This window comes from Anianabacter salinae (genome assembly GCF_019061145.1).
Taxonomy (GTDB): Bacteria; Pseudomonadota; Alphaproteobacteria; order Rhodobacterales; family Rhodobacteraceae; genus Anianibacter; species Anianibacter salinarum.
Map to the genome: position 1 here is coordinate 191,057 of NZ_JAHQZS010000006.1, position 23,657 is coordinate 214,713.

The 23,657-nt window shown below is 68.2% G+C and carries 23 protein-coding genes; 9 read left to right on the forward strand and 14 right to left on the reverse strand.

Going from position 1 to position 23,657, the window contains the following annotated elements; translation table 11 throughout:
• Positions 1–73: 73 nt before the first annotated feature.
• The 3 genes from KTJ87_RS16280 to KTJ87_RS16290 all read right to left on the reverse strand — a co-directional run bounded on the left by KTJ87_RS16280 (position 74) and on the right by KTJ87_RS16290 (position 2,083).
• Positions 74–778, reverse strand: a complete 705-nt coding sequence (locus KTJ87_RS16280; protein ID WP_267140205.1) for a hypothetical protein — start codon at positions 776–778, stop codon at positions 74–76.
• A 67-nt stretch (positions 779–845) separates the two neighbouring features.
• Positions 846–1,019: a DUF1328 domain-containing protein gene (locus tag KTJ87_RS16285; protein WP_267140206.1), complete on the reverse strand. Its 174-nt coding sequence runs from the start codon at positions 1,017–1,019 to the stop codon at positions 846–848.
• Positions 1,020–1,096: 77 nt separating this feature from the next.
• Complete coding sequence (locus KTJ87_RS16290) at positions 1,097–2,083, reverse strand: 2-hydroxyacid dehydrogenase (protein ID WP_267140207.1); 987 nt, start codon at positions 2,081–2,083, stop codon at positions 1,097–1,099.
• A 127-nt stretch (positions 2,084–2,210) separates the two neighbouring features.
• Between KTJ87_RS16290 and KTJ87_RS16295 the strand changes: the two genes are divergently transcribed.
• Together KTJ87_RS16295 and KTJ87_RS16300 are read left to right on the forward strand one after the other, a co-directional pair.
• Positions 2,211–2,708: an SH3 domain-containing protein gene (locus KTJ87_RS16295; RefSeq protein WP_267140208.1), complete on the forward strand. Its 498-nt coding sequence runs from the start codon at positions 2,211–2,213 to the stop codon at positions 2,706–2,708.
• Positions 2,709–2,776: 68 nt separating this feature from the next.
• Positions 2,777–3,688: a cation diffusion facilitator family transporter gene (locus tag KTJ87_RS16300; protein ID WP_267140209.1), complete on the forward strand. Its 912-nt coding sequence runs from the start codon at positions 2,777–2,779 to the stop codon at positions 3,686–3,688.
• 95 nt (positions 3,689–3,783) lie between these two features.
• Here KTJ87_RS16300 and KTJ87_RS16305 read toward each other — a convergent pair whose 3' ends face one another.
• The 6 genes from KTJ87_RS16305 to KTJ87_RS16330 form a co-directional block, all read right to left on the reverse strand.
• The gene (locus KTJ87_RS16305; protein ID WP_267140210.1) at positions 3,784–5,805 is read right to left on the reverse strand and encodes a M3 family metallopeptidase; all 2,022 of its coding nucleotides are present in this window, start codon (positions 5,803–5,805) and stop codon (positions 3,784–3,786) included.
• A gap of 90 nt (positions 5,806–5,895) precedes the next feature.
• On the reverse strand, positions 5,896–6,945 hold the full coding sequence (locus KTJ87_RS16310; protein WP_267140211.1) for a HesA/MoeB/ThiF family protein: 1,050 nt from the start codon (positions 6,943–6,945) through the stop codon (positions 5,896–5,898).
• On the reverse strand, positions 6,945–7,415 hold the full coding sequence (gene dut / locus KTJ87_RS16315; protein ID WP_267140212.1) for a dUTP diphosphatase: 471 nt from the start codon (positions 7,413–7,415) through the stop codon (positions 6,945–6,947). Before dut ends, KTJ87_RS16310 begins: the two co-directional genes overlap by 1 nt.
• Entirely contained in the window at positions 7,412–8,617 is a 1,206-nt protein-coding gene (gene coaBC / locus KTJ87_RS16320; protein WP_267140213.1) for a bifunctional phosphopantothenoylcysteine decarboxylase/phosphopantothenate--cysteine ligase CoaBC, read from the reverse strand. Before coaBC ends, dut begins: the two co-directional genes overlap by 4 nt.
• 69 nt (positions 8,618–8,686) lie before the next feature.
• On the reverse strand, positions 8,687–9,508 hold the full coding sequence (locus tag KTJ87_RS16325) for a ChaN family lipoprotein (protein WP_267140214.1): 822 nt from the start codon (positions 9,506–9,508) through the stop codon (positions 8,687–8,689).
• On the reverse strand, positions 9,505–10,383 hold the full coding sequence (locus KTJ87_RS16330; protein ID WP_267140215.1) for an RNA polymerase factor sigma-32: 879 nt from the start codon (positions 10,381–10,383) through the stop codon (positions 9,505–9,507). The genes KTJ87_RS16325 and KTJ87_RS16330 overlap by 4 nt, the downstream gene beginning before the upstream one ends.
• A gap of 105 nt (positions 10,384–10,488) precedes the next feature.
• Between KTJ87_RS16330 and cobU the strand changes: the two genes are divergently transcribed.
• The 4 genes from cobU to KTJ87_RS16350 are packed head-to-tail and all read left to right on the forward strand — an operon-like array spanning position 10,489 to position 14,088.
• The gene (cobU, locus tag KTJ87_RS16335; RefSeq protein ID WP_267140216.1) at positions 10,489–11,022 is read left to right on the forward strand and encodes a bifunctional adenosylcobinamide kinase/adenosylcobinamide-phosphate guanylyltransferase; all 534 of its coding nucleotides are present in this window, start codon (positions 10,489–10,491) and stop codon (positions 11,020–11,022) included.
• Entirely contained in the window at positions 11,019–11,591 is a 573-nt protein-coding gene (locus KTJ87_RS16340) for a histidine phosphatase family protein (RefSeq protein ID WP_267140217.1), read from the forward strand. Before cobU ends, KTJ87_RS16340 begins: the two co-directional genes overlap by 4 nt.
• A gap of 59 nt (positions 11,592–11,650) precedes the next feature.
• Positions 11,651–12,520 (forward strand): glutathione S-transferase, encoded by an 870-nt coding sequence (locus tag KTJ87_RS16345; RefSeq protein WP_267140218.1) that lies wholly within the window; start codon positions 11,651–11,653, stop codon positions 12,518–12,520.
• A 44-nt stretch (positions 12,521–12,564) separates the two neighbouring features.
• Complete coding sequence (locus KTJ87_RS16350) at positions 12,565–14,088, forward strand: YifB family Mg chelatase-like AAA ATPase (protein ID WP_267140219.1); 1,524 nt, start codon at positions 12,565–12,567, stop codon at positions 14,086–14,088.
• Here the strand turns inward: KTJ87_RS16350 and KTJ87_RS16355 are convergent.
• The 4 genes from KTJ87_RS16355 to rsmI all read right to left on the reverse strand — a co-directional run bounded on the left by KTJ87_RS16355 (position 14,045) and on the right by rsmI (position 17,183).
• Complete coding sequence (locus KTJ87_RS16355) at positions 14,045–14,959, reverse strand: alpha/beta hydrolase (RefSeq protein WP_267140220.1); 915 nt, start codon at positions 14,957–14,959, stop codon at positions 14,045–14,047. The two genes, KTJ87_RS16350 and KTJ87_RS16355, sit on opposite strands and share 44 nt — an antisense overlap.
• Positions 14,956–15,891, reverse strand: coding sequence for a glutathione synthase (gene gshB / locus KTJ87_RS16360; RefSeq protein ID WP_267140221.1), 936 nt, complete (start codon positions 15,889–15,891; stop codon positions 14,956–14,958). Before gshB ends, KTJ87_RS16355 begins: the two co-directional genes overlap by 4 nt.
• Positions 15,892–15,966: 75 nt before the next feature.
• A complete protein-coding gene (locus KTJ87_RS16365) occupies positions 15,967–16,320 on the reverse strand; it encodes a YraN family protein (RefSeq protein WP_267140222.1) in 354 nt (117 codons plus the stop codon).
• A gap of 2 nt (positions 16,321–16,322) precedes the next feature.
• The gene (gene rsmI, locus KTJ87_RS16370) at positions 16,323–17,183 is read right to left on the reverse strand and encodes a 16S rRNA (cytidine(1402)-2'-O)-methyltransferase (protein ID WP_267140223.1); all 861 of its coding nucleotides are present in this window, start codon (positions 17,181–17,183) and stop codon (positions 16,323–16,325) included.
• Positions 17,184–17,271: 88 nt separating this feature from the next.
• Between rsmI and KTJ87_RS16375 the strand changes: the two genes are divergently transcribed.
• The 3 genes from KTJ87_RS16375 (at position 17,272) to murJ (ending at position 22,902) form a co-directional block, all read left to right on the forward strand.
• The gene (locus tag KTJ87_RS16375; protein ID WP_267140224.1) at positions 17,272–18,459 is read left to right on the forward strand and encodes a penicillin-binding protein activator; all 1,188 of its coding nucleotides are present in this window, start codon (positions 17,272–17,274) and stop codon (positions 18,457–18,459) included.
• A 19-nt stretch (positions 18,460–18,478) separates the two neighbouring features.
• Entirely contained in the window at positions 18,479–21,241 is a 2,763-nt protein-coding gene (locus tag KTJ87_RS16380; protein ID WP_267140225.1) for a [protein-PII] uridylyltransferase, read from the forward strand.
• A gap of 74 nt (positions 21,242–21,315) precedes the next feature.
• Positions 21,316–22,902 carry a murein biosynthesis integral membrane protein MurJ gene (gene murJ / locus KTJ87_RS16385; RefSeq protein ID WP_267140226.1) on the forward strand — a complete coding sequence of 529 codons (1,587 nt, stop codon included), beginning with the start codon at positions 21,316–21,318 and terminating at the stop codon, positions 22,900–22,902.
• A gap of 33 nt (positions 22,903–22,935) precedes the next feature.
• Here the strand turns inward: murJ and KTJ87_RS16390 are convergent, their stop codons facing one another.
• Positions 22,936–23,622, reverse strand: coding sequence for a rhomboid family intramembrane serine protease (locus tag KTJ87_RS16390; protein ID WP_267140227.1), 687 nt, complete (start codon positions 23,620–23,622; stop codon positions 22,936–22,938).
• Between the last annotated feature and the right edge of the window lie 35 nt (positions 23,623–23,657).

Sequence of the window (23,657 nt, forward strand, 5' to 3'; positions counted from 1 at the left end):
AATTCGCGCAGGGACGCGGAGGCAAGCCGACCGATTCCCGCCTGAAACCGACCTCGTGCAGTTCGGCGTCGTGCTACGGGCGCCCGTTCTCCAGCGCCGCATCGAATGCGTCCAGCGGGAACACCGGCGCCAGCAAGGCGCGCAGCTTGAAATATCGCTCGTCCCTCGGGTTGATCAGGCGGTAGCAGACATAGTCCTGCACCAGCGCGCCCTGTTCCTCGAACCCGTAGTCCAGGAACGGCCTGTCGTCATCGAGGCGGTAGAAATACGGATCATAGCTGTAGATCCCTTCGGCCAGCGCCTTGCGCGGATGATACCCCGTCCGCTCGCGGTTCTGCCATTGCCAGACATGGGTCAATTCATGCGCAAGCAGGATCACATGCGGCACGCGCAGTTTTTCGGGCCACCCGGCCATCGAGTCGCCCGCGTAGTAATCCGGATGATAATTCAGCCGCTCGAAGAAGACGAAGGCGGCGGGCGGGCCGGTGCGCGGGCTGGGCACATCGCGGTCGCAGACATCGGGCGGCGGCGTGCGCCGGGTGAACCGGTATCCCGCACGCGGCGGGCCGGGAGCTGGCGTCAGTCCGATCCCTTGGGCGATGCGCACCCGGCTGGTGTCAAGCGACGGGCCGAACAGCGCGCTGGCAAACGCCTCTTCGTTCTGGGAAAGCGGGCGCGCGCATCCCGCCGCCAGCGCGGTCAGACACAACAGGACAACAAGCGAGGCGGCGCGGCGCATGTCCCGACTGTCTGCGCCGGGCGCCGCGCTGTCCAGCATCGTGCGATCAAAAAAGCGCGCCCCCGAAGTGACGGAGGCGCGCCTGTGGTCTGCCCTGCGGGCCGTGTCAGACCGGGGGTCGCCCCCGGACAGCCCGTGCGATCATCGCGACGACGAACAGCACGAGGAAAACGACGAACAGGATCTGCGCGATGCCAGCCGAGGCCGAGGCGATGCCGCCAAAGCCGAAAAGGCCTGCGATCAGCGCAATCACAAGAAAGGCCAGTGCCCATCCAAGCATGTCACGCTCCTTCAGTTGCGGGTCTGAAGGGACAACCTGCGAGCCTGTGGAAAGTTCCGCGCCCCGCCTCCGGTGGCCTAGAGCATGGCGGGAACCACAAGGTCCGGCGGGCGGTGGCCGTCGCCGAAGGTCTTGATGTTGATGATGACCTTCTCGCCCATCTCGACGCGGCCCTCGACCGTGGCCGATCCCATGTGCGGCAGCATCACCACGTTGCGGAGTTCGCGCAGGCGCGGGTTGATCTCGTGGCCGCGCTCGAACACGTCGAGCCCCGCCCCCGCAATCTCGCCCGAGCGCAGCATCCGGGTCAGCGCGTTCTCGTCGATCACCTCGCCGCGCGAGGTGTTCACGATCACCGCCGAGGGCTTCATCAGCTTCAGCCGCCGCGCATTCATCAGATGGAAGGTCGACGGCGTATGCGGGCAGTTCACGCTTATCACGTCCATCCGGCTGACCATCTGGTCAAGGCTTTCCCAATAGGTCGCCTCCAGCTCGGTCTCGATCTCGGGGCGCAGGCGGCGGCGGTTGTGATAGTGGATCTGCATGCCGAAGGCCTTGGCCCGCCGCGCCACCGCCTGCCCGATCCGGCCCATGCCCAGGATGCCCAGCCGCCGCCCGCCGACGCGCCCGCCCAGAAGGGCCGTGGGCGCCCAGCCGGTCCACTTGCCCGCCTGCATGATCGCCAGCCCCTCGGGGATGCGGCGCGTCACGGCCAGGATCAGCGCCAGCGTCATGTCGGCGGTGTCCTCGGTCAGAACGCCCGGCGTGTTCGAAACCAGGATGCCGCGCTGCCGCGCCGTCTGCACATCGATATGATCGACGCCCGCGCCGAAATTGGCGATCAGTTTCAACTTGTCGCCCGCTTGCGCCAGCAGCCCCTGGTCGATGGTATCGGTGATCGTCGGCACCAGCACATCGGCCCGCCGCATCGCCTCGGCCAGCGCCTCGCGGGTCAGCGGCACGTCCTCGTCGCGCAAATCCACGTCGAAGAGTTCCTTCATGCGGGTCTCGACCCGCTCCGGCAACCGTCGCGTAACGACAACACTCAGGCGCGAAGCTGGCATTCGGGTCCTCCCTCGACTTCCCCGCAGCGGCATCTGGTGGCAAGGTTGCAGCTATCGCGGCAAGGCACAAGACCAACCGACAGACCGCGGCAGAGGCAGTGTTTTCAACAGAAGCGGAGCAGTCTCCATGCGCTGGATCAAGGGTTTGGCCGTCGCCATTGCGGCGGCGGTCGTGGCGTTTCCCGCAACGGCACTCGAACGCGGATCGGTCACCAACCTGCCGCTTCCCCGCTATGTCTCGCTCAAGTCCGACGAGGTCAACGCAAGGCGCGGGCCGTCCAAGGCGCACCGGATCGATTGGGTCTACACGCGCCGCGACGTTCCGGTGCGCGTGGTCGCGGAATACGAGCACTGGCGCCGGGTCGAGGACCGCGACGGCGCGGGCGGCTGGGTTTACCATACGCTTCTGTCCGGCGTGCGCACCGTCCTGGTGCAAAGCCCGATGCTGCCGCTGCTGATCCGCCCGGACCCGCGCGCGCCCGAAACCGCCCGGCTTGAAGCCGGGGTCGTGGCCCGCCTTGACGAATGCCTGCAGGACTGGTGCCGGATCGAGGTCGGACGCTACCGGGGCTGGGCCCCCAAGGCGGCGCTCTGGGGCGTCGAGGACAGCGAGCTGCGCGACTGATCTTGGCCACTCCCGCCTTGCCAGTCCCGGCGCCGGGCGGCATGGTCGCCGCAACCGCTGGATACGCCATGACCAACCGCGCCAACACACGGCTGAACATCTCGGCCGGCCTGTTCTCCGTCACCGTCGCGGCAGTGCTGGTCGTCGCCAAGCTCTGGGCGCTGTCGGCGACACAGGCGCTGTCGGTAGGCGCCAGCCTCGCCGACAGTGCGCTCGACCTGATGGTGTCGCTGGGCGGCCTCGCCGCGATGGCCTATGCCGCGCGCCCCCCCGACGAGGATCACGCCTTCGGACATTCCTCGGCCGAGGATCTCGCCGCGCTCGGCCAGGCCCTGTTCATACTGGTGTCGGCCTGCGTCATCGCCTCTGCTGCAGCCGCGCGCCTGATCTCGGGCGCCGCCTCGCCGCTTCAGAACGAAGGCCCCGGCATCGCCGTGATGGTGTTGTCGATCGCGCTGACCGCGGCGCTGCTGATGTGGCAGCGCAGCGTCGCGCGCCGCACGGCAAGCCGCGTGGTGCGCGCCGACATGCTGCATTACGCGGGCGACCTCTTGCCCAACATCGGCGCGATCATCGCGCTCTGGGCCTCTGCCAGCCTCGGGCTCGGCCAGATCGACAGCATCGTTGCGCTGGGCGCCGCCGCCATGCTGGCCGTGGGCGCGCTCGGCATCGGCCGCGGCGCCTGGAACGCGCTGATGGACCGCGCCGCGCCGGACAGCATGGTGGGCGGCATCGCCGGGATCGCCGCGCGCTACCCCGGCGTGCACGGCTACCACGACCTCAAGACCCGCACCGCCGGAAGCCGCGTGTTCGTGAACATCCACATTGAACTCGACGGCAGCCAAAGCCTCGACGAAGCCCATGCCATCGGCGCAGGGCTGCGCCGCGCGATCATCGCCGCCTACCCCGAGGCGGACGTGCTGGTGCACAAGGACCCGGTGGGCGTGCGGCCGCACCCCGAAGACCCCTCCAAGACCTGATCCTGCATCTTTGGTCCCGAAATTGGGAGAGCGCGCGGGAGTCGTCTCGCACGGGACGCAGCGGGCTCAATGCCCGCAAGGCCCGTTCCCCCGGCTCAGGCCGCAAGACCCCGCTTCTTCAACAGCGCCTCGACCTCGGGCATCTTGCCCCGGAACCGGGTATACAGGATCTCCGGCTCCTCTGATCCGCCCAAAGACAGCACCGTCTCCTCCAGCCGCCGCGCCATGTCCGCATCGAAGGCGCCGCCCGCCTCCTCGAAGGCGGCGAAGGCGTCGGCGTCCATCACCTCGGACCACATGTAGCTGTAATATCCGCTGGCATAGCCGTCGCCCGCGAACACATGGGCGAAATGCGGCGTGGCGTGGCGCATCCGGATCGCGTGCGGCAGGCCGATCTCCTCCAGCACCTCCGCCTGCCGCTGCATCGGGTCGGCGGGGGCCGGGCCCTCGTGAAAGCGCAGATCGACAATGGCCGAGGCCAGGTATTCCACGGTGCGGAACCCGGCGTCCGCGTTCTGTGCCGCCAGAAGCCGGTCCAGCAGGTCCTGCGGCATCGGCGCGCCGGTCTCGGCATGGGTGGCGAATTCGGACAGCACCTCGGGCACGCCCAGCCAGTGCTCGTAAAGCTGGCTCGGCAGTTCCACGAAATCCCGCGCCACGCTGGTTCCCGAGATCGAGGCATAGGTTACGTCCGACAGCATCTGGTGCAGCGCGTGGCCGAACTCGTGAAACAGCGTGCGCGCGTCGTCATGGGACAGAAGCGCGGGATCCCCGGCGGCGGGCTTGGCAAAGTTGCACACGTTGACGACGATGGGGCGGATATCGCCCGCGAGCTTCTGCTGGACCCGCATCGCCGAGCACCACGCGCCTGACCGCTTCGAGCCGCGCGCGAAATAGTCGCCAAGGAACAGAGCAACCGGTTCCCCATTCCGCGTTACCTCGAACGCGCGCACATCGGCGTGATACAGCGGCACGTCCGCGGCGCGGAACTCCAGCCCGAACAGGCGCTGCGCACAGGAAAACACCGCCTCGATCATCCGGTCGAGCTGCAGGTATGGCTTCACCTCCGCCTCGTCCAGATCGTGCAGCGCGCGGCGGCGCTTCTCGGCGTAATAGGCCCAGTCCCACGGCTCCAGCGGGGCGGCGTGGCCGTCGGCGCTCAGCATCACCTCCAGCTCTGCCGCGTCGGTCTCGGCGCGGGCGCGGGCAGGCTGCCACACCGCCATCAACAGGTCTTCGACGGCCTGCGGCGTGCCCGCCATCTCGGTTTCCAGCTTGAGATGCGCAAAGCTCTCGTAGCCCAAGAGCGCCGCGCGTTCGGCGCGCAGCGCCAGGATTTCGGCGGCGATGGCGCGATTGTCGGTCGACCCGCCGTTCGCCCCGCGCGCGCCCCATGCCTCATAGGCGCGGCGGCGCAGCGCTCGGTCGGGGCACACCTGCAGGAACGGCACGATCAGCGATCGCGACAGCGTGACGATGGGTCCGTTCTTGCCGCGCTCCTCTCCCGCCGCGCGGGCGGCGTCGCGCAGGTATTTCGGCAAGGGCGCAAGGTCGGCCTCGGTCAGCGGCATCGACCACTCCCTCTCGTCCGCCAGAAGGTTCTGGGTGAACTGGGTGCCCAGCACGGCCAGCCGTTCCTTGACCTTCGACAGCCGGTCGCGCGCCTCGCCCTCCAGCGCCGCGCCCGCCCGCACGAAGTTGCGGCGGGTCAGATACAACAGCCGCGCCTGCTCGGGGTTCAGGCCCAGATTGTCCCGCGCGTCCCACAGCGTCTCGATCCGCGCGAACAGGGCGGCGTTCATCACGATCTCGGAGCCGTATTCGGCCAGCATCGGCGAGAACCGGCGCTGCAATTCCTGCCGCTCGGGCGTGCTGTCGGCGCCTGCGAGGTTGAAGAACACGCCCAGCACACGGCTCAGTGTCTCGTCCGCGCGTTCCAGCGCCTCGATGGTGTTGGCGAAAGTCGGGGCGTCCGGGTTTTCCGCGATCTCGGCAATCCGCGTGCGCCCCTCCTGCATCGCCTGTTCGACGGCGGGGCCGAAATCGGCGTCGGTGATCCGGTCGAACGGGGCAATCTGGAACGGCGTGTCCCAGGGGGCAAGCAGCGGATTGGTCATCGGGGGCTCCTGTCGAAAGACTGTCGGCCCAAGCTAGGCCGCACGGGCGCCGATCACCAGTGTCTCCCGATCACCACCCCGGTATCCCGGTCAGTGGATGCCCCCGCAGTCCGGGCAATCGGCGCGGCGGTGCAGCCGCATCATCCGGGTCTCGCCATATAGACCGTCGTAGATCATCATCCGCCCGCGCAGCCCCTCTCCCGCGCCTGCAATCTCCTTCACCGCCTCCAGCGCCATCATCGACCCGACAACGCCCGGAAGCGGCCCGGCCACGCCCGCCTCGGCGCACGTCGGTGCAAGACCCGGCGCAGGCGCTTCTGGAAAAATGCAGCGGTAGCACGGCGCGCCGCGTGCCGGGTCCCACAGCGACACCTGCCCCTCCCATTGGCTGAGCGCGCCGCCGATCAGCGGCTTGCCCAGACGCACGCAGACGGCATTCACCAGATAGCGCGTCTCGAAACTGTCGGTGCCGTCGAGCACCAGATCGTAGTCCGCGATCAGGTCCTCGGCGATCTCGGCGGTCAGGCGGCGGTGATAGGGTCTCACCGTCACGAAGGGGTTGATCGCGCTCATCGCCGTCTCGGCCGAGAAGACCTTGGGCATGCCGATCCGCCCGTCGGTGTGGATCACCTGACGCTGCAGGTTCGTGCCTTCGACGGCGTCGTCGTCGATCACGCCGATGGTGCCGACCCCGGCGGCGGCCAGATACAGAAGCGCGGGCGATCCAAGTCCGCCTGCGCCCACCACAAGCACCTTCGCGGCCCGCAGCTTGCGTTGGCCCGGCCCGCCGATCTCGCGCAGGAAGATGTGGCGCGCGTAGCGGTCAAGCTCGACCTCGGACATCGCGCCGGATCGGGCTGCGGGGGCGGCTGCCGCCTCTGCCTCTGCCGCACGTCCGCGCAGCCGCGCCAGCCCTGCGTGATAGGCCCAGATCACCGCCGCCAGCCCGCCCAGCACCAGCCATTCGCCAAGCGAGCCGCCCAGCATCCGTTCCAGCGGGCCGCCCTGCGGCGAGACGACAAGCGCCGCCAGTACCGCGGCGTAGAGAAGGCCGATCATCGTCCAGCGCGCCTGCACCGGTGCCTTCATCGCGCGGCCCATCGCCCAAAGCGCCGCAGCGGCAACAAGGAAATAGACCATCAGCCGCGCCCCGTGGACCCAAAGCCGCCGGCCCCCCGCGCGGTGTCGCCCAGCGCGTCGGTTTCCTCCATCCGCGCCTGCACCACCGGCGCGATCACCATCTGCGCGATGCGGTCGCCATGCGCGATGGTGTGGGGCATCTGGCCAAGGTTCACCACGATCACCCCAAGCGGCCCGCGATAATCGCTGTCGATGGTGCCGGGCGTGTTCAGCAGGGTGATGCCGTGTTTCAACGCCAGCCCGGACCGCGGCCTGATCTGCGCTTCGAAGCCACCTGGCACCTCGATACGCAGGCCCGTCGGGATCAGCGCACGCTCGCCCGGGTCCAGCGTCACGCCTGCCTCGCGGTCGTGCTCGGGCAGGTTCGCGCGCAGGTCAGCGCCTGCAGCGCCCGCCGTCTCGTATGCGGGCAAGGGCAGGTCCGTGTCGCTGCCGGGGATACGCAGCAATTTGACGACAGGCGCGGTCATGCCGCGCCTCCAAGTGCCTCGGCGATGCGCGCGGCCAGCTTGCGCGCGACCTCGTCCTTGGTCATGCGCGGCCAGGCGTCGGCGCCGCCCTCGGTGATGATCGTCACCGCGTTCTCGGTGCCGCCCATGATCCCGGTCGCCTCGGACACGTCATTGGCGACGATCCAGTCGCAGCCCTTGCGCGCGCGTTTGGCGGTGGCATTGGCGATCACGTCATCCGTCTCGGCGGCGAAGCCCACGACCAGCGCGGGGCGCCCGTCGCCCATGCCTGAAACGGTGGCAAGGATGTCCGGGTTCTCGGCGAAGGCCAGCGTCGGCGGCGCGCCGGAGGCGTCCTTCTTGATCTTGCTGTGCACCGCATCGGCCATGCGCCAGTCCGCCACGGCGGCGGCGAAGACGGCGGCATCGGCTGGCAGCGCCGCCTGCACCGCGTCCAGCATCTGCGCGGCGGTGTCGACGCGCACGACACGAACACCGCCGGGGGGCGGCACGCTCGCGGGGCCGGTCACAAAGGTGACGTCCGCGCCCAGCGCCGACAGCGCGCGCGCCAGCGCGGTGCCTTGCGCGCCCGACGAGCGGTTGGCGATGTAGCGCACCGGGTCGATGGGTTCATGCGTCGGTCCCGAGGTGACGACGATGTGCCGCCCCTTGAGCGGCCCGTCCGCAAGCGCCATCTCGATGGCGGTGACGATTTCCAGCGGTTCGGACATGCGGCCATTGCCGAACTCGCCGCAGGCCATGTCGCCTTCGTTCGGGCCGACAGTCAGGATGCCGTCCCCCATCAGGGTGGCAAGGTTGCGCCGGGTGGCGGCGTGGTCCCACATCCGCACGTTCATAGCGGGCGCGATCAGCACGCGCTTATCCGTCGCCATCAGCAGCGTCGAGGCCAGATCGTTCGCATGACCGCCTGCCATCTTGGCCATCAGGTCGGCAGTGGCGGGGGCGACCACCACCAGGTCGGCGGCGCGGCTCAGCTCGATATGCCCCATCTCGGCCTCATCGGTCAGATCGAACAGCTCGGTATAGACCTTTTGCCCCGCGACGGCCGACAGGGTCAGGGGCGTGACGAACTCGGCGCCTGCGCGGGTCAGCACCGGCGTAACCTCGGCGCCGCGTTCCTTCAGGCGCCGGATCAGGTCGGGCGTCTTGAAGGCGGCGATGCCGCCGCCGATGATCAGAAGTATCCGTTTGCCAGCCAGCATCGCATGCCCCTTGAGTGCCCTTGGGCCAAGTCTTAGGCACCGGCCACGCGGTTCACAACCGGCAAGCCCTTAGCGGAAGGCGGCGCAGGGATCGTCGCGCGCGGCGGGCTCGGTCACGATCCAGCGGTCATAGGGCCAGCGGTCATAGGGGGTGTCTTCGTCGCGGTCCTCGAACTGGCCGATGCTGACGACGGACAGCTCCGGCGCAGCTAGGGCCAGCGCGGCGGGCACACCCCAGTCGGTGCGGGCATGGCCATTGCCTGTGATAAGCACGACCGGCCCGCCGGTGTCTGCCACCGCCGCGATCACCGCCCGTGCCATCGCCGCGTCGCGCAGGCGCTGCGCCTCGACCATGCCCGGCAGCATGTCCGCCGGCAGAGCATCACAATGCGCGGACATCTGGCCAGCCTCGCGCAGAAGTTGCTGCGCCTCGGGCAGGGGCTGATCGAGGCCGAAGACCAGCGCCGCCTCGCCCATCACCGCCGCCGCACCGTCCGCGACCGCGCGGCGCACGTCGTCGCGGGGCACCGCGCCGCCAAAGATCGGCGCGTCGGGCGCGGCGACGAAGATCGGATAATACATCTCGAAGTCCGGCCAGCCGCTGGCCTCCCACTCCAGCGACGTGCCCAGCCGTTCGGGATCGCGGCGCATCTCGGGCGTCACGGTCAGGGCCTGCACGTCGGTCAGCATCTCGAACACCAGCGCGGCCGCGCCGACCGCTTCGACGGCAATCGCCTGATGGGCATGGTGGACCGCGTTGTCGTGCCGCTCGCCAAGAATGTAGACGTCCGCGGGCGGAAGGTCATACAGGTCCGTTGGCGCGATTTCCTGGGCCGAGACGCAAACGGCGGCGCCAAGCGCCGCCGCCAGACTGAGTGCAAAAGACTTCATGCGAAGAATTCGTAGACCTCGCGCGATTGGGTCTCAAGGCTCTTGCGCATCTTCTGGAATGCCGCGGCTTCAAGCTGCCGGACGCGTTCCTTGGACAGGCCAAGCTCGTTGCCAAGGCTTTCCAGCGTACGGGCCTGATCGCGCAGCTTGCGCTCGGTCACGATGAACCTCTCACGCTCGTTCAGGTTCTGCATGGCGGATACCAGCCATGTCCGCAGCGTGTCGATGTCCTTGTCCCGCGCCACGACCTCGGCGGCCTGATCGGCGTCGTCTTCCAGCGCATCGATCCATTCGCGCCCCTCGTCCTCGGCCGACTGCGTCGCGTTCAGCGAATAGTCGGACCCGGCAAGGCGGCCCTCCATCATCTCGACATCGTGCAGCGGCACGCCAACTTCGGTCGCGATCATGTGGCGCAGCTGATGATTGTCGAGCCGTTCGCCGCGCGATGCCGCCTCACGCTCGAGCCGGGCCTGGACACGGCGCATGTTGAAGAACAGCGATTTCTGCGAAGACGTGGACCCGGTGCGCACCATCGACCAGTTGCGCATGACATAGTCCTGGATCGAGGCCTTGATCCACCACACGGCATAGGTCGAAAACCGCACGCCGCGGTCGGGGTCGAACTTGTCGGCGGCCTTCATCAGTCCAAGCCCGGCCTCCTGGATCAGGTCGTTCATCGGCGCGCCGTAGCGCTTGAACTTGGCCGCCATCGAGATGGCGAGGCGCATGTAGGCAGTAATCAGGCGGTGCAGCGATTCCTCGCACCGCTCATCGCGCCAGGCGTAGGCAAGGCGAAGCTCGGTTTCGGCGTCGAGAAGTTCAGCGCGCATCGCGCGGCGCGAAAGTGACTGGTCGGAAAATCCATCGAGTGCCATCAAAAACCCCCCGGTTTTTCACATGGGCCGGTGCGGACCCTTTAACGTATCATCGAAAATGGATACGGAGCAGTAACGCAGCCGGATCAGATAAAGTTCAACGCGATGTTGCCAAAGTTGTCGATCGTTCTAGGCGGGGCGCGTTCCGGGAAATCATATGTCGCCGAACGTCTCGTTCTCATGACAGGGCGGCCGCGCGTCTACATCGCCACGGCGCAGGCGTTTGACGACGAGATGCGCGCGCGGATCACGGCGCACCGCGACCAGCGCGGCAGCGGCTGGCGCACGATCGAGGCGCCGCACGATCCCGCGCCCGCCCTCGCTTCGGCTGCGCCCGGCGATGTCGTCCTTCTGGATTGCGCGACGCTGTGGCTGTCGAACCGGATGCTGGCCGAGGCCGATCTTGCCTTGGAAACCGATGCCCTGCTTGCGGCGCTGGCGGACTGTGCCGCGCCGGTCGTCGTGGTGTCGAACGAGGTCGGCATGGGGATCGTGCCAGAAAACGCGCTGGCCCGCCGGTTCCGCGACGCGCAGGGCCGGTTGAACCAGCGCCTGGCCGCAGAGGCCGGCCTTGCGGTCGGTGTGATGGCGGGGCTGCCCTTTGCGCTGAAGGGCGCCTTGCCGACAGGGCTTGCATGACACGGCTGTTCCTTGTGCGGCATGGGCCGACCCATGCGAAAGGCATGGTCGGCTGGTCCGATATCCCCGCCGATCTTTCCGACACCAACCGCATCGCCCGCCTGTCCCGGCATCTGCCCGACCGTGCCGCGCTTGTCTCGTCGGACCTTGGCCGCGCGCGCGCCACGGCCGAAGCGCTTGGCGCGGGCCGCAGCCGCTTGCCCGACGACCCGGCCCTCCGCGAGATCAACTTCGGCGATTGGGAACTGCGCCGCTTCGACGAGATCGAGGCGGACGACCCTGACCGTATCCGCGCCTTCTATGAACATCCCGGAGCCTTGTGTGCCCCGAACGGCGAATGCTGGGACGACATTCGGGCCCGGGTCGATCCGGCCATCGACCGGCTGATCCGCGACAGCGGCCCCGACATCGTCGTCGTCGCGCATATGGGCGTGATCCTTGGTCAGCTTCAACGCGCGCTGGGGGTCAGCGCCTACGAGGCGTTCAGCCACCGGATCGACCCCTTGTCCGTCACCGAGATCGTCCATGACGGCGGCTTTCGCACCGGGCGGATCAATCACTGCCCGTGATGCCGGGGCCGCCAAAAATCCGGCTTCCGCCGCGCGCGCATCTGACCTAGCGTCGCGGCATGGATTACACGCTTCTTCTTGGCGATCGCAGCTATTCAAGCTGGTCGCTCCGCGCCTGGCTGATGGTCGAACGCTTCGGCCTGCCAGTCGCCACGCGCTTTGTCGATTTCGCATCGGGCGCGTCGGTGGCCGAGCAACTGGCCGAATTTGCCCCTGCCCGCACCGTGCCCACGCTGGTTACGCCCGAAGGCGCCATCGTCAGCGAAAGCCTCGCGCTGGCCGAGGAACTGGCGACGCGATTCCCGGACGCTGGCCTTTGGCCGTCCGTTCCCTTGCGCCGCGCGGTTGCGCGCACGCTGGCCTCCGAGATGCACGCAGGCTTTGGCGCGCTGCGCGAATTCTGCCCGATGAACCTGCGCGCCGCCTACCAGGACGTGCCCGCCCCGGACGCCGTGCTGGCCGATGTCGCACGGATCGAGACGATCTGGACCGATGCGCTCGGCCGCTTCGGCGGGCCTTGGCTCGCGGGCGACTACAGCATCGCGGATGCCTTCTTTGCCCCCGTCGCCATGCGCATTGCCGGGTATGGCCTGCCGGTGTCGGACGCCGCCCGCGCCTATGTCGACGCGCACCTCGCCGACCCCGCCCTGCGCCGCTGGCGCGCGCTTGGGCTTGTCACCGGCGAGACGCTGCCGTGGTACAAGCGCGACTATCCGCCGGTCGCCTGGCCCGGACCTGCGCCGATCCCCGCTCAGGCCGTGGACGCCGGGCCTTCGGTCAACGCGCTCTGCCCCTACTCGCACAAACCCGTGACCCATTTCCTGCAGGCGGGCGGCCGCATCTGGGGCTTCTGCAACCCGGTCTGCCGGGACAAGACCGCCGCCGACCCTGGCGCGTGGCCTGCCTTCATGGCCATTTACCAATCCTAAACCCTTCCCGTGCAATCCGTTAACGATTGGCGGACGGAGGACGGATGGTCGCGCGGGCCTACACGGTGGCGTTCGAGGGGATCGAGGCGCGTCTGGTCGAGGTGCAATGCGCCGTCGCGCCCGGCTTGCCTGCCTTTACCGTCGTCGGCCTGCCCGACAAGGCCGTGAGCGAGGCCAAGGAACGGGTCCGCGCCGCGCTCACCGCCATGTCCATCGCCCTGCCGTCAAAACGGATCACGGTAAACCTGTCGCCCGCCGATCTGCCCAAGGAAGGCTCTCACTTCGACCTGCCGATTGCCCTGGCCCTGCTCGCGGCGCTGGAAATCCTGCCGTCCGATGCGGTCGAGGCGATGGTCGCGCTGGGGGAATTATCGCTCGACGGGCGGCTTGTCCCGGTGATCGGCGCGCTGCCCGCCGCGATGGCCGCAGCGGCGGAAGGGCGCGGGCTGGTCTGCCCCAAGGAATGCGGCGCCGAGGCCGCCTGGGTCGATGCGGCAGAGGTCATCGCCCCTGCCACGCTGGCCGAGGCGATCCAGCATTTCACCGGCCAGCGCGTGCTTGCCTCTGCCGAACCCGGCGAGGTCACGACCGGCCCGCAATCGCGCGACCTGCGCGACGTGAAGGGGCAGGAACGCGCCAAGCGTGCGCTCGAGATCGCGGCGGCGGGGCGGCACCATGTCCTGATGGTCGGCCCGCCCGGGTCGGGCAAGTCGATGCTGGCCGCGCGCCTGCCCGGCATCCTGCCGCCGCTATCCCCCGCCGAGGCGCTGGAGACGTCGATGATCCACTCGCTCGCCGGGCTGCTGGACGAGGGCGGGATCAGCCGCACGCGCCCGTTTCGCGAACCGCACCACACCGCCTCGATGGCCGCCATCGTCGGGGGTGGACGCGCCGCCAAGCCGGGGGAAATCTCTCTCGCGCACAACGGGGTCCTGTTCATGGACGAGTTCCCGGAATTCGCCCGCCCCGTGCTGGAAACCCTGCGCCAGCCGATCGAGACCGGTGAGGTCGTCGTGGCCCGCGCCAACGCGCATATCCGCTATCCCTGCCGGTTCCTTCTGGTGGCCGCCGCGAACCCCTGCAAATGCGGGCACCTGGCCGATCCTGGCCGCGCCTGTGCCCGCGCGCCGATCTGCGGTGAGGATTACCTTGGCCGCATCTCGGGCCCGCTCATGGACCGCTTCGATCTGCGCATCGACGTGCCGCCGGTGGCCTTCACCGACCTCGACCTGCCCGCCTCGGGCGATGGGTCCTCTACTGTCGCCGCTCGCGTCGAGGATGCCCGCGCCCGGCAGTCCGCGCGGTTCACGGAGCACGCGGCGATGCGGGTCAACGCCGACGCCGAGGGCGCCCTGCTCGAAGCCATCGCCGCGCCCGATGCCGAGGGACGGGCGCTGCTGACGCGCGTGGCCGAACGGTTCGGCCTGTCGGCGCGCGCCTATCACCGCATCCTGCGCGTCGCGCGCACCATCGCCGATCTCGAGGGCGCAGGCGAGGTGCGCCTGCCCCATGTCGCCGAAGCGGTCAGCTACCGGATGCCCGATCTTCGCGAAGCCGTTGCCGGATGAACCGCCGGGCGCGGTCGAGCGCGGCATCGGCCTCTGGCAGCCAGCCGGTCAGAAGCTGGAAGGCATGAAGCCCGCCCGGAAGGATGTCGAGCGTGACAGGCGCCCCTTGCGCGCGCAGCCGCTCCGCCAGCGCAACCGCGTCGCTCAGCAACAACTCGCCATCACCCACCTGGATCAGGCAGGGCGGTGCGCCGGTGAAGGTGCCGTAGACCGGCGAAATCTCGGGGTCGGCTGGATCGGCCGCCCCGGCATAGCCCGCGACCACCTCGGGAAACCGGCTTGCGGGCAGCAACGCCTCGGTGCCCGCGTTGGTGACGAACGACTCGCCCGTCAGCGCCAGATCGACGAAGGGTGAAAAGGCCACGACCGCAGCGGGCAGGGGCAGCCCCCGCGCGATCAGTCGGTGCAGCAGCGCAAAGATCAGGTTCCCGCCCGCGCTGTCCCCGGCAAGAACGATGCGCCCCCGCCCCAAAGTCGCAAGGTATGTCGCAAGGTATGCTGTGCAGACATCGTCGAGCGCGCACGGGAACCCGTGCTCGGGCGCGAGGCGATACTCTGGCAGGACCGCCGTCATCCCCGCCGCGCCCGCCAGCCGCGCAGCGACCCCTTGATGGGTGCGCGCGCTGAACAGCGCAAAGGCGCCGCCGTGGACAAGGAACAGCGTGTCGGGGCCGCCCTGCAGGACGCGGCAGGGAACGCCGCCCCGTGCCTCTGTTCGGTACGAGGACCGCCGCCGCCCGCGCAGGAACACAAGCGATAAGATGCGCACACGGGCCCGCGCGGCGGCGATGTTGCGGGGGCGTCGCAGAAGCGGCATCTGCACCCGGCGGCACCAGACGGCGACAAGCCGCAGCCGCCACGATGGGCTCATGCGCGGCGGGCCTCGATCGCCTCCCATATCTTCGCGGTGACGTTCACGCCGTCGAACCGCTCAAGCTCTTGCAGGCCGGTGGGCGAGGTCACGTTGATCTCGGTCAGCCAGTCGCCGATCACGTCGATCCCGACGAAGATCTGCCCCTTCTCGCGCAGCACCGGGCCGATGGCGGCACAGATCTCGCGGTCGCGGTCGGTCAGCGCCACCTTCTCGGCACGGCCGCCCACATGCATGTTCGACCGGGTCTCGCCGGTCTGCGGCACGCGGTTGATGGCGCCTACGGGTTCACCGTCGACAAGGATCACGCGCTTGTCGCCCTTGCTCACGTCCGGCAGGAATTTCTGCGCGATCAGCGGCTCGCGGTTGATGCCGCCGAACAGCTCGTGCAGCGACGACAGGTTGCCGTCACCCTTGAGCAGCTTGAACACCCCCGCACCGCCGTTGCCGTAAAGCGGCTTGAGGATCATGTCGCCATGCGCCTCCCGGAACGCGCGCAGCGTTTCGAGATCGCGCGCGATCGTCGTCGGCGGGGTCAGTTCGGGAAAGCGCAGCACCAGCAGCTTTTCGGGCGAATTGCGCACCCAGAACGGATCGTTCACCACCAGCGTTTGCGGATGGATCATGTCCAAGAGATGCGTGGTGGTGATGTAGCCCATGTCGAAGGGCGGGTCCTGCCGCAGCCAGACGACATCGAAGTCCGAAAGATCGACCTCGCGCATCTCGCCCAGCGTGGCATGGTCGCCCTTGACGCGCCGCACCTCGACGGACTGCCCGCGCGCCGTGACCCCGCCGCTTTGATAGGCCAGCTTGTCGGGCGTGTAGTAGAACAGCGAGTGCCCCCGCGCCTGCGCCTCTTCCATGATGCGGAAGGTGCTGTCGGCAGCAATGTCGATCCCCGCAATGGGATCCATCTGCACCGCGATTTTCATGGGCTATCTCCTGCGACCTGGGCCGCCCCTGACATGGCGCAGGCAGACCGCAAGAGCAAGGCTCGGGCCCTCTTGTCAGGCCCCGAATGCGTTCTCGAGGCGTTCGATCCGGCCCGATCCGTCGACCAGCGCCACGTCAAAGCGCACGTCGGTCAGCTGGCCCGCAGGTTCCCCCGCCAGAAAGGCCGAGGCAGACGCGCAGATGCGATCAAGCTGGCGGCGGGTGATGCGCGCGGCGGCGCGCGCGAAATCGGAACTTTTCTTCACCTCGACAAAGATCAGTCCGGCCCCGTCGCGCAGGATCAGGTCGATCTCGCCGCCCGGGCCGCGCCAGCGCCGCGCCGCGACCACAGCCCCGCTGCGCGCATAGTCCGCAGCCACCTGATCCTCTGCCGACTGTCCGGCGTGGTAGCTTGTGGCCTGTCCCATCGTCATCCGTCCTTTGCGCCGCGCGCGAGCGCCGCCTGATACACCTGCCGCTTCGGCAACCCCAGCGCTTCGGCGACGGTTGCAGCGGCATCCTTTACGCTCATGCTCGACAAGGCACGGTCGAGCGCGTCTTCGAGCGATTCTTGCGTGGCGACGCTGCGATCGCGGTCCACCAGAACGACGATCTCTCCCTTGACGCTGCGCCCTGCGAAAGCCGCAGCCAGATCACCCAGCGTTCCGCGCGACACCTCTTCGAAGCGTTTCGTCAATTCCCGGCACACCGCCGCCCGTCTCTCATGCCCCCACACTGTCACCAGATCTCCTAACATTTCCCCAACCCGTTTGGGAGATTCGTAGAACACCATGGTTGACGGCACCGCGCGCAGCTCCAGCAACTCGGCCCGGCGCGCGGCCTGCGCGTTGGGCAGGAACCCCGCAAAGAAGAACCTGTCGGTCGGCAGCCCGCCCACCGCCAGTGCGGCCAGCACCGCGGACGCGCCCGGCGCCGCGATCACCGGATGGCCTTCCGCGATGGCCGCTCCGGCAAGCTGGTATCCGGGGTCGGCGACCAGCGGCGTTCCAGCTTCCGAGGCGTAGGCGACGGATTTGCCCGCCGCCAGCGCGTCCAGAATGCGCGGGCGGGCCGCCGGGCCGTTGTGGTCGTGATAGGGCACCATGGGACGCTCGCGCAGGGCAACGCCGTGGATCTCCATCAGCTTGCGAAGGGTGCGCGTGTCCTCGGCCGCCAGCACATCCGCCGAGGCCAGAACGTCAAGCGCGCGCAAGGTGATGTCGCGGGCCGCGCCGATTGGCGTCGAAACCATGTAGAGACCGGCCGCAAGCGGTTTGATGTCGATCGGCATGGACCGCCTCCTCGTGCCGTTTACCTTCCAGCCTGTAGCGCATAGTCTGCCGCTCACTGCAAGAAAGGCACCAAGGGAAGGGTAATCCATGGTTCGATTCGTCCAGAACTCCGCAAGAACCATCCTGCGCCGGGCGGCGCTGGCCCTGACATTGGTGGCAGCCGCCTGCGGTCCCGTGACCCTTGGCGGCGTCGGCGCGGGCGGTCCGCGTGTCGACACCTCGGCCCCCGTGCCGGTCGCGCTTCTGGTGCCTGCGGGCTCTGGTCAGGCCGGCGACCAGGCGCTTGCCCAAAGCCTCGAGAATGCAGCCCGGCTTGCGATTGCCGACCTGCCGCCGACCGTTTCCGTCGACCTTCGCGTCTACCAGACGCAAGGCAACGCCACCGTCGCCGCGCAGGTCGCACAGCAGGCGATCAACGACGGCGCCAAGATCCTGCTTGGCCCGGTCTATGCCGGTGCGGCGAGTGCAGCTGGCGCCACGGCAGCGGGCGCCAACGTCAACGTCCTTGCCTTCTCGAACAACACCGACATCGCGGGGGGCAACGTCTTTGTCCTCGGCAACACCTTCGAGGCGACGGCGGACCGCCTAGCGCGCTATGCCGTCGCAAACGGGCGCGGCAGCGTGCTGGTGGTCCACGGACAGGACGCGGCCGAGACCAAGGGCAAGGACGCCATCGTCAACGCCGTCGGGGCCAGCGGCGGCACCATCGCGGGCGTCGTGCCGTTCGAATTGTCCCAGAACGGCGTCGTTCAGGCGACATCGACCATCGTCGACAGCTACCGCTCGAGCGGCGCGAACGCGCTGTTCCTGACCTCGGGCACGGCGGGCGCGCTGCCCTTCCTGGCGCAGCTTCTGCCCGAACAGGGCCTTGGCCCCGAGGATGCGCAGTTCATCGGCCTGCAGCGCTGGGACATCCCGGCCACCGCGCTGGAATTGTCGGGGCTTCAGGGCGGCTGGTTCGCAGTCCCCGATCCCGCCCTCACCCAGCAGTTCGAACAGCGCTACATGACCGCCTACGGCGAGGCTCCTCATCCGATCGCGGGCCTGGCCTATGACGGCATCGCAGCCATCGGTGCGCTCGTCGGCTCGGGCGATTCGTCGGCCCTGAGCGGCGCCGCGCTGACGCAGGCGCAGGGCTTTGCCGGCGTGAACGGCGTGTTCCGCCTGCGCAGCGACGGCTCGAACGAGCGCGGGCTGGCCATTGCGACGATCCGGGACCAGCAGGTCGTGATCGTCGATCCGGCGCCCCGCAGCTTTGGCGGCGCGGGGTTCTGAGCTGACCCTCGCCGCCGTCATGGATGTCGCCGAGGCGCCGGGAGACCTTGTTCTTCCGGCGCAGGTGCTGTTCGACCGCGCCCGCATCGCAGAACGCCTGAGCCTTGCCCATGACGCCGCCGCAGACGCGCGCGGCATCCGCGCCGCCACGGTCGAGATCCTGGGAGAAGAAATCACTGAAAGCCGCGCGCGCATCGCCGAGGCCTTTGCCGCGGCACCGTCCGACGCGTTCCCCGTGGTGCGGTCCTATGCCTATGTCATGGACTGCGTCGTTGCGGCGGTGCTGGACACCGCGCTGTCCCGGCTGCACCCAAAGCCGAACCCGACCGACGCCGAGCGGCTGACCGTTCTTGCGGTCGGCGGCTATGGCCGGGCCGAGATGGCGCCGTTCTCGGACGTCGATCTGCTGTTCCTGACGCCCTACAAGATCACCGGCTGGGCCGAGAGCGTGATCGAATCGATGCTCTACATTTTCTGGGACCTGCACCTGAAGGTCGGCCATTCCAGCCGCACGGTGAAGGACTGCATCCGGCTTGGGCGGCAGGACTACACGATCCGCACCGCGCTTCTGGAACAGCGGTTCATCGGCGGGACAGAGGCGCTGTCCGACACCCTGCGCGAACGGCTGCGCGCGGATCTCTTCGCCAATACCGAAGCCGAATACATCGAGGCCAAGTTGCAGGAGCGTGCCGAGCGCCACAAGAAGCAGGGCGGCCAGCGCTACATGGTCGAGCCCAACGTGAAGGAGGGCAAGGGCGGGCTGCGCGACCTGCAATCTCTCTACTGGATCGACAAGTACGTGCACGGCGTCGACAAGGCCGCCGACCTTGTGTCGATGGGTGTGTTCCGCCGCGAGGAATACGAGGCGTTTCGCGCCGCCGAGAACTTTCTTCTGGCGGTGCGCTGCCACCTGCACCTGATAACCGGGCGGGCGATGGACCAGCTGACATTCGACATGCAGGTCGAGGTCGCCGCGCGCATGGGCTATGCCGACAAGGGCGGGCGCCGGGCGGTCGAGCATTTCATGCAGGAGTATTTCCTGCACGCCAACAAGGTCGGCGAGGTCACACGCATCTTCCTCACCGCGCTCGAGGCGCGCCACATCAAGAAGGAGCCGCTGCTGGCCGGGCTGTTCCGGCGCCGGCGCAAGCTCAAGGACAACTTCATCGTCATCCACAACCGTCTGGCCATCGAGGATCAGGCGGTCTTCCTGTCCGACAAGCTGAACATCCTGCGCCTGTTCGAGGAAGGCCTGCGCACCGGATATCTGATCCATCCCGATGCGATGCGGCTGGTCACGGCGAACCTGCACCTGATCGACGACGGCATGCGCGAGGACCGCGAGGCGCAGCGCATCTTCATGGACCTGATGCTGAAGCACGGGAACCCCGAGCGGGGCCTGCGGCGGATGAACGAGCTCGGCGTGCTTGGCGCCTTCCTGCCCGAGTTCAAGACCATCGTCGCGATGATGCAGTTCAACATGTATCACAGCTATACGGTGGACGAGCACACCATCCAGTGCATCTCGACGCTGGCCGAGATCGAGCGGGGCGAACTGGTCGAAGAACTGCCTATCGCCAGCCGCATCCTCAAAGAGGGGCTGGACCGCAAGGTTCTCTATACCGCGCTTCTGCTGCACGACATTGGCAAGGGCCGCGACGAGGATCATTCGGTCCTGGGCGCGCGCATCGCCCGCAGCGTCGCGCCGCGTCTGGGCCTGAGGCCAAAGGACGCCGAAACGGTGGAATGGCTGGTGCGCTATCACCTTCTGATGTCCGACATGGCGCAGAAGCGCGACATCGCCGACCCGCGCACGGTGCGCGACTTCGCCAAGGCGGTGAAGACGAAGGAGCGGCTCGACCTGCTGACCGTGCTGACCGTCTGCGACATTCGCGGCGTCGGTCCGAACACATGGAACAACTGGAAGGCGCAGCTTTTGCGCACGCTCTATCGCCAGACCGCCAGCGCACTGGAACACGGGTTGGAGGCGGTGAACCGCGAGGCGCGCGAGGACGAGGCCAAGAAGGCGCTGCGCGACGCACTGGCAAGCTGGGACAAGAAGGACCTGCGCGCCGAGACCGCGCGCCACTACGGCCCCTATTGGCAGGGGCTGCCGCCCTCGGCGCATGTCGTCTTTGCCAACCTTCTGCGCGAGATCGGCACCGACGAGATCCGTATCGACCTGATGCCGGACGAGGACCGCGACGCGACCCGCGCCTGTTTCGTCATGGCCGACCACCCCGGCATCTTCTCGCGGCTGGCGGGGGCGATCAGCCTTGTCGGCGCCAACGTGGTGGACGCGCGCACCTACACATCCAAGGACGGTTTCGCGACGGCGGTGTTCTGGGTGCAGGACAACGACGGTGCGCCGTTCGAGGCCAGCCGCCTGCCGCGCCTGCGCGAGATGATCCTCAAGACACTAAAGGGCGAGGTCGTCACCGGCGAGGCGATGAAGACCCGCGACAAGATCAAGAAGCGCGAGCGCGAATTCCGCGTGCCCACCTCGATCACCTTCGACAACGACGGCTCGGAAATCTACACGATTATCGAGGTCGATACCCGCGACCGTCCCGGTCTCTTGTATGACCTGACGCGCACGCTGGCGGCGTCGAACGTCTATATCTCCTCCGCCGTGATCGCGACCTACGGCGCGCAGGTCGTCGATACCTTCTACGTCAAGGATATGTTCGGGCTGAAGTTCTACACCGGCTCGAAACAGAAGACGCTTGAGAAACGCCTGCGCGAGGCGATCAGCGCCGGGGCAGAGCGGGCGAACGCCTGATCGGGCGTCGCCTCTTCCGCCGCGCCGCGCGCGCGTCTAGTCTGCGGCCCTGACCGATCCGCCACGGGACACCCATGACCCCCATTCGCCTGATGTCGAGCTTCCTGACCGTTGGGGGATGGACCTTCGCCAGCCGCATCCTCGGCTTTGTCCGCGACATCCTGATCGCCGCCACGCTCGGCGCGGGGCCGGTGGCCGAGGCGTTCCTCGTCGCCTTTTCGCTGCCCAACATGTTCCGCCGCTTCTTCGCCGAGGGCGCGTTCAACATGGCGTTCATCCCGATGTTCTCGAAACGGCTCGAGGCGGGCGAGGATGCTGAAAGCTTCGCCCGCGATGCGATGGCGGGGATGCTGGTGCTGCTGACCGGCTTCACCCTGCTCGGCATCGTCGCCATGCCGCTTCTGGTCACCGCGATGGCCAGCGGGTTCGCCGCTGACGAGCGCTTTGATCTGGCGGTGGTGTTCGGGCGGATCGCGTTCCCCTACATCCTCTTGATCTCGCTCGCCGCACTGATCTCGGGCGTGCTGAACGCTTCGGGCCGCTTCGTCGCGGCGGCTGCGGCGCCGGTGCTGCTGAACGTCGTGTTCATCCTGGTGATCCTTGTCGGGCAGACCCTTGATCTGCCCGCCGCGGCGCTGCTCGGCCTCGATCAAGCCAGCCAGCCGGGCCTTGAGACGGGAAGCCTGCTGGCGCTTGCCGTCCCCGTCGGCGGCGTCGTCCAGCTTGCGCTGGTGTGGTGGGCGGCGAACCGGGCCGGGTTTCGCCTGCGCCCGCGCTTGCCGCGCCTCACGCCCGAGCTCAAACGCCTCGCCATCATCGCGGCCCCCGCCATGCTCGCGGGGGGCGTCGTCCAGCTGAACCTTCTGATCGGGCGGCAGGTCGCCAGCTTCTTCGAGGGCGCGATCGCCTGGCTCAACTACGCCGACCGGCTTTACCAGTTGCCCCTTGGCGTCGTCGGCATCGCCGTCGGCGTCGTGCTGCTTCCAGACCTGTCGCGCCGCCTGCGCGCGGGCGATACGGCAGGTGGCCGCCACGCCTTCAACCGTGCGTCCGAGATCAGCCTTGCGCTGACCATCCCTGCCGCCGTCGCGCTGATCGTGATCGCGTCGCCGCTGGTGTCGGTGCTGTTCGAACGGGGCCGCTTCGATGCCGCCGACACTGCCGCCACCGCGCTGGCTCTGGCGGTCTACGGCGCGGGGCTGCCCGCCTTCGTGATGCAGAAATCGCTGCAGCCGCTGTATTTCGCGCGCGAGAACACACGCACGCCGTTCTACTATGCGCTTGCCTCGCTGGCCGTGAACGCCGTCATCGCCATCGGCCTGTCCCCCGTCATCGGCTTCATCGCCGCCGCCATCGGCACCACGCTTGCCGCCTGGGCGATGGTGATCCTCTTGTGGCGCGGCGCGCGCGGCATGGGCGAGGCGGCGGCCTTCGACGACCGCTTTCGCCGCCGCCTGCCCCGCATCCTCGGCGCCGCCGCGATCATGGGCGGCGTGCTCTGGGCGCTTGCGGCGATCATGGCACCATGGCTCTCGACGCCGGGCTTGCGCTACGCGGCACTGGCGCTCCTGGTCGCCGTGGGCATCGCCGTCTACTTTGCGGCGGCGCATGTCACCGGCGGCCTGCCGATTGGCGAGTTGCGCAAGACGCTCCGGCGCTGACCCCCGGCTTCTCCTTTGCAGAAATACGCAGTCCTACCGCCTGCGCAACCGCTGGACGATCCGCGCCCAGCCGCCGGGCGCCACGACAAAGGACAGCCCGAAACCCGCCGCGAAGCCTGCCATGTCGGCAACCCAGTCGTTGCCCGCCCCGAACAAGAACCCGAACACCAGTTGAATGCCCAGAAGAAGCGCAATCAGCGTGAAGGCGCGCAACTGGTTCTCGCCCGCTGCCCCCAGCCGCGCCCAGAGCGTGAAGGTGAAGGCGCCGATCAGGCCGTAGACCGCCGGATAGCCACCGATCAGCGGCAGAGGATCATTCAGCACCAGCGTATAGACCAAAGCCCCCAGAATCGCCGAGCCGAAGAACACCGCGACCACGGCGAGCGCGCCGAAGGTCTCGGCCACCATCTTGCCCAGCGCCACAAGGAACACGAGCACGAAGATCATGTGCGTCGCGCTGGCATGGACGAACGGGTAGGAGACAAAGCGGACAACCTGTTCCGGCGGCCACCGCCCGTTCGCCAGCATCCAGTCAAGGATATCGCCCGAAAACGCGAAACGCTCGATGGCATCCAGCCGCCAGCCTACCGCCTGCGGCCCGCCGACCAGCCCGCGTGTGCCCAGCTGGAAAACGATTTCCGGCAGCACCATCGCAAGGGCCAGAACGATGACCACGGGCGGAAGGGGGTTGACGGGGGACTCGGTGTAGGGATTGCTCATGGGCCGGGTTTCCTTGACGGGTGTGGCCCCCAGCG

Coding starts and splice junctions, on each gene's coding strand:
- KTJ87_RS16280 (WP_267140205.1), bottom strand. CDS start 778: ATGCTGGACAGCGCGGCGCCCGGCGCAGACAGTCGGGACATGCGCCGC.
- KTJ87_RS16285 (WP_267140206.1), bottom strand. CDS start 1,019: ATGCTTGGATGGGCACTGGCCTTTCTTGTGATTGCGCTGATCGCAGGC.
- KTJ87_RS16290 (WP_267140207.1), bottom strand. CDS start 2,083: ATGCCAGCTTCGCGCCTGAGTGTTGTCGTTACGCGACGGTTGCCGGAG.
- KTJ87_RS16295 (WP_267140208.1), top strand. CDS start 2,211: ATGCGCTGGATCAAGGGTTTGGCCGTCGCCATTGCGGCGGCGGTCGTG.
- KTJ87_RS16300 (WP_267140209.1), top strand. CDS start 2,777: ATGACCAACCGCGCCAACACACGGCTGAACATCTCGGCCGGCCTGTTC.
- KTJ87_RS16305 (WP_267140210.1), bottom strand. CDS start 5,805: ATGACCAATCCGCTGCTTGCCCCCTGGGACACGCCGTTCCAGATTGCC.
- KTJ87_RS16310 (WP_267140211.1), bottom strand. CDS start 6,945: ATGGTCTATTTCCTTGTTGCCGCTGCGGCGCTTTGGGCGATGGGCCGC.
- dut (WP_267140212.1), bottom strand. CDS start 7,415: ATGACCGCGCCTGTCGTCAAATTGCTGCGTATCCCCGGCAGCGACACG.
- coaBC (WP_267140213.1), bottom strand. CDS start 8,617: ATGCTGGCTGGCAAACGGATACTTCTGATCATCGGCGGCGGCATCGCC.
- KTJ87_RS16325 (WP_267140214.1), bottom strand. CDS start 9,508: ATGAAGTCTTTTGCACTCAGTCTGGCGGCGGCGCTTGGCGCCGCCGTT.
- KTJ87_RS16330 (WP_267140215.1), bottom strand. CDS start 10,383: ATGGCACTCGATGGATTTTCCGACCAGTCACTTTCGCGCCGCGCGATG.
- cobU (WP_267140216.1), top strand. CDS start 10,489: ATGTTGCCAAAGTTGTCGATCGTTCTAGGCGGGGCGCGTTCCGGGAAA.
- KTJ87_RS16340 (WP_267140217.1), top strand. CDS start 11,019: ATGACACGGCTGTTCCTTGTGCGGCATGGGCCGACCCATGCGAAAGGC.
- KTJ87_RS16345 (WP_267140218.1), top strand. CDS start 11,651: ATGGATTACACGCTTCTTCTTGGCGATCGCAGCTATTCAAGCTGGTCG.
- KTJ87_RS16350 (WP_267140219.1), top strand. CDS start 12,565: ATGGTCGCGCGGGCCTACACGGTGGCGTTCGAGGGGATCGAGGCGCGT.
- KTJ87_RS16355 (WP_267140220.1), bottom strand. CDS start 14,959: ATGAGCCCATCGTGGCGGCTGCGGCTTGTCGCCGTCTGGTGCCGCCGG.
- gshB (WP_267140221.1), bottom strand. CDS start 15,891: ATGAAAATCGCGGTGCAGATGGATCCCATTGCGGGGATCGACATTGCT.
- KTJ87_RS16365 (WP_267140222.1), bottom strand. CDS start 16,320: ATGGGACAGGCCACAAGCTACCACGCCGGACAGTCGGCAGAGGATCAG.
- rsmI (WP_267140223.1), bottom strand. CDS start 17,183: ATGCCGATCGACATCAAACCGCTTGCGGCCGGTCTCTACATGGTTTCG.
- KTJ87_RS16375 (WP_267140224.1), top strand. CDS start 17,272: ATGGTTCGATTCGTCCAGAACTCCGCAAGAACCATCCTGCGCCGGGCG.
- KTJ87_RS16380 (WP_267140225.1), top strand. CDS start 18,479: ATGGATGTCGCCGAGGCGCCGGGAGACCTTGTTCTTCCGGCGCAGGTG.
- murJ (WP_267140226.1), top strand. CDS start 21,316: ATGACCCCCATTCGCCTGATGTCGAGCTTCCTGACCGTTGGGGGATGG.
- KTJ87_RS16390 (WP_267140227.1), bottom strand. CDS start 23,622: ATGAGCAATCCCTACACCGAGTCCCCCGTCAACCCCCTTCCGCCCGTG.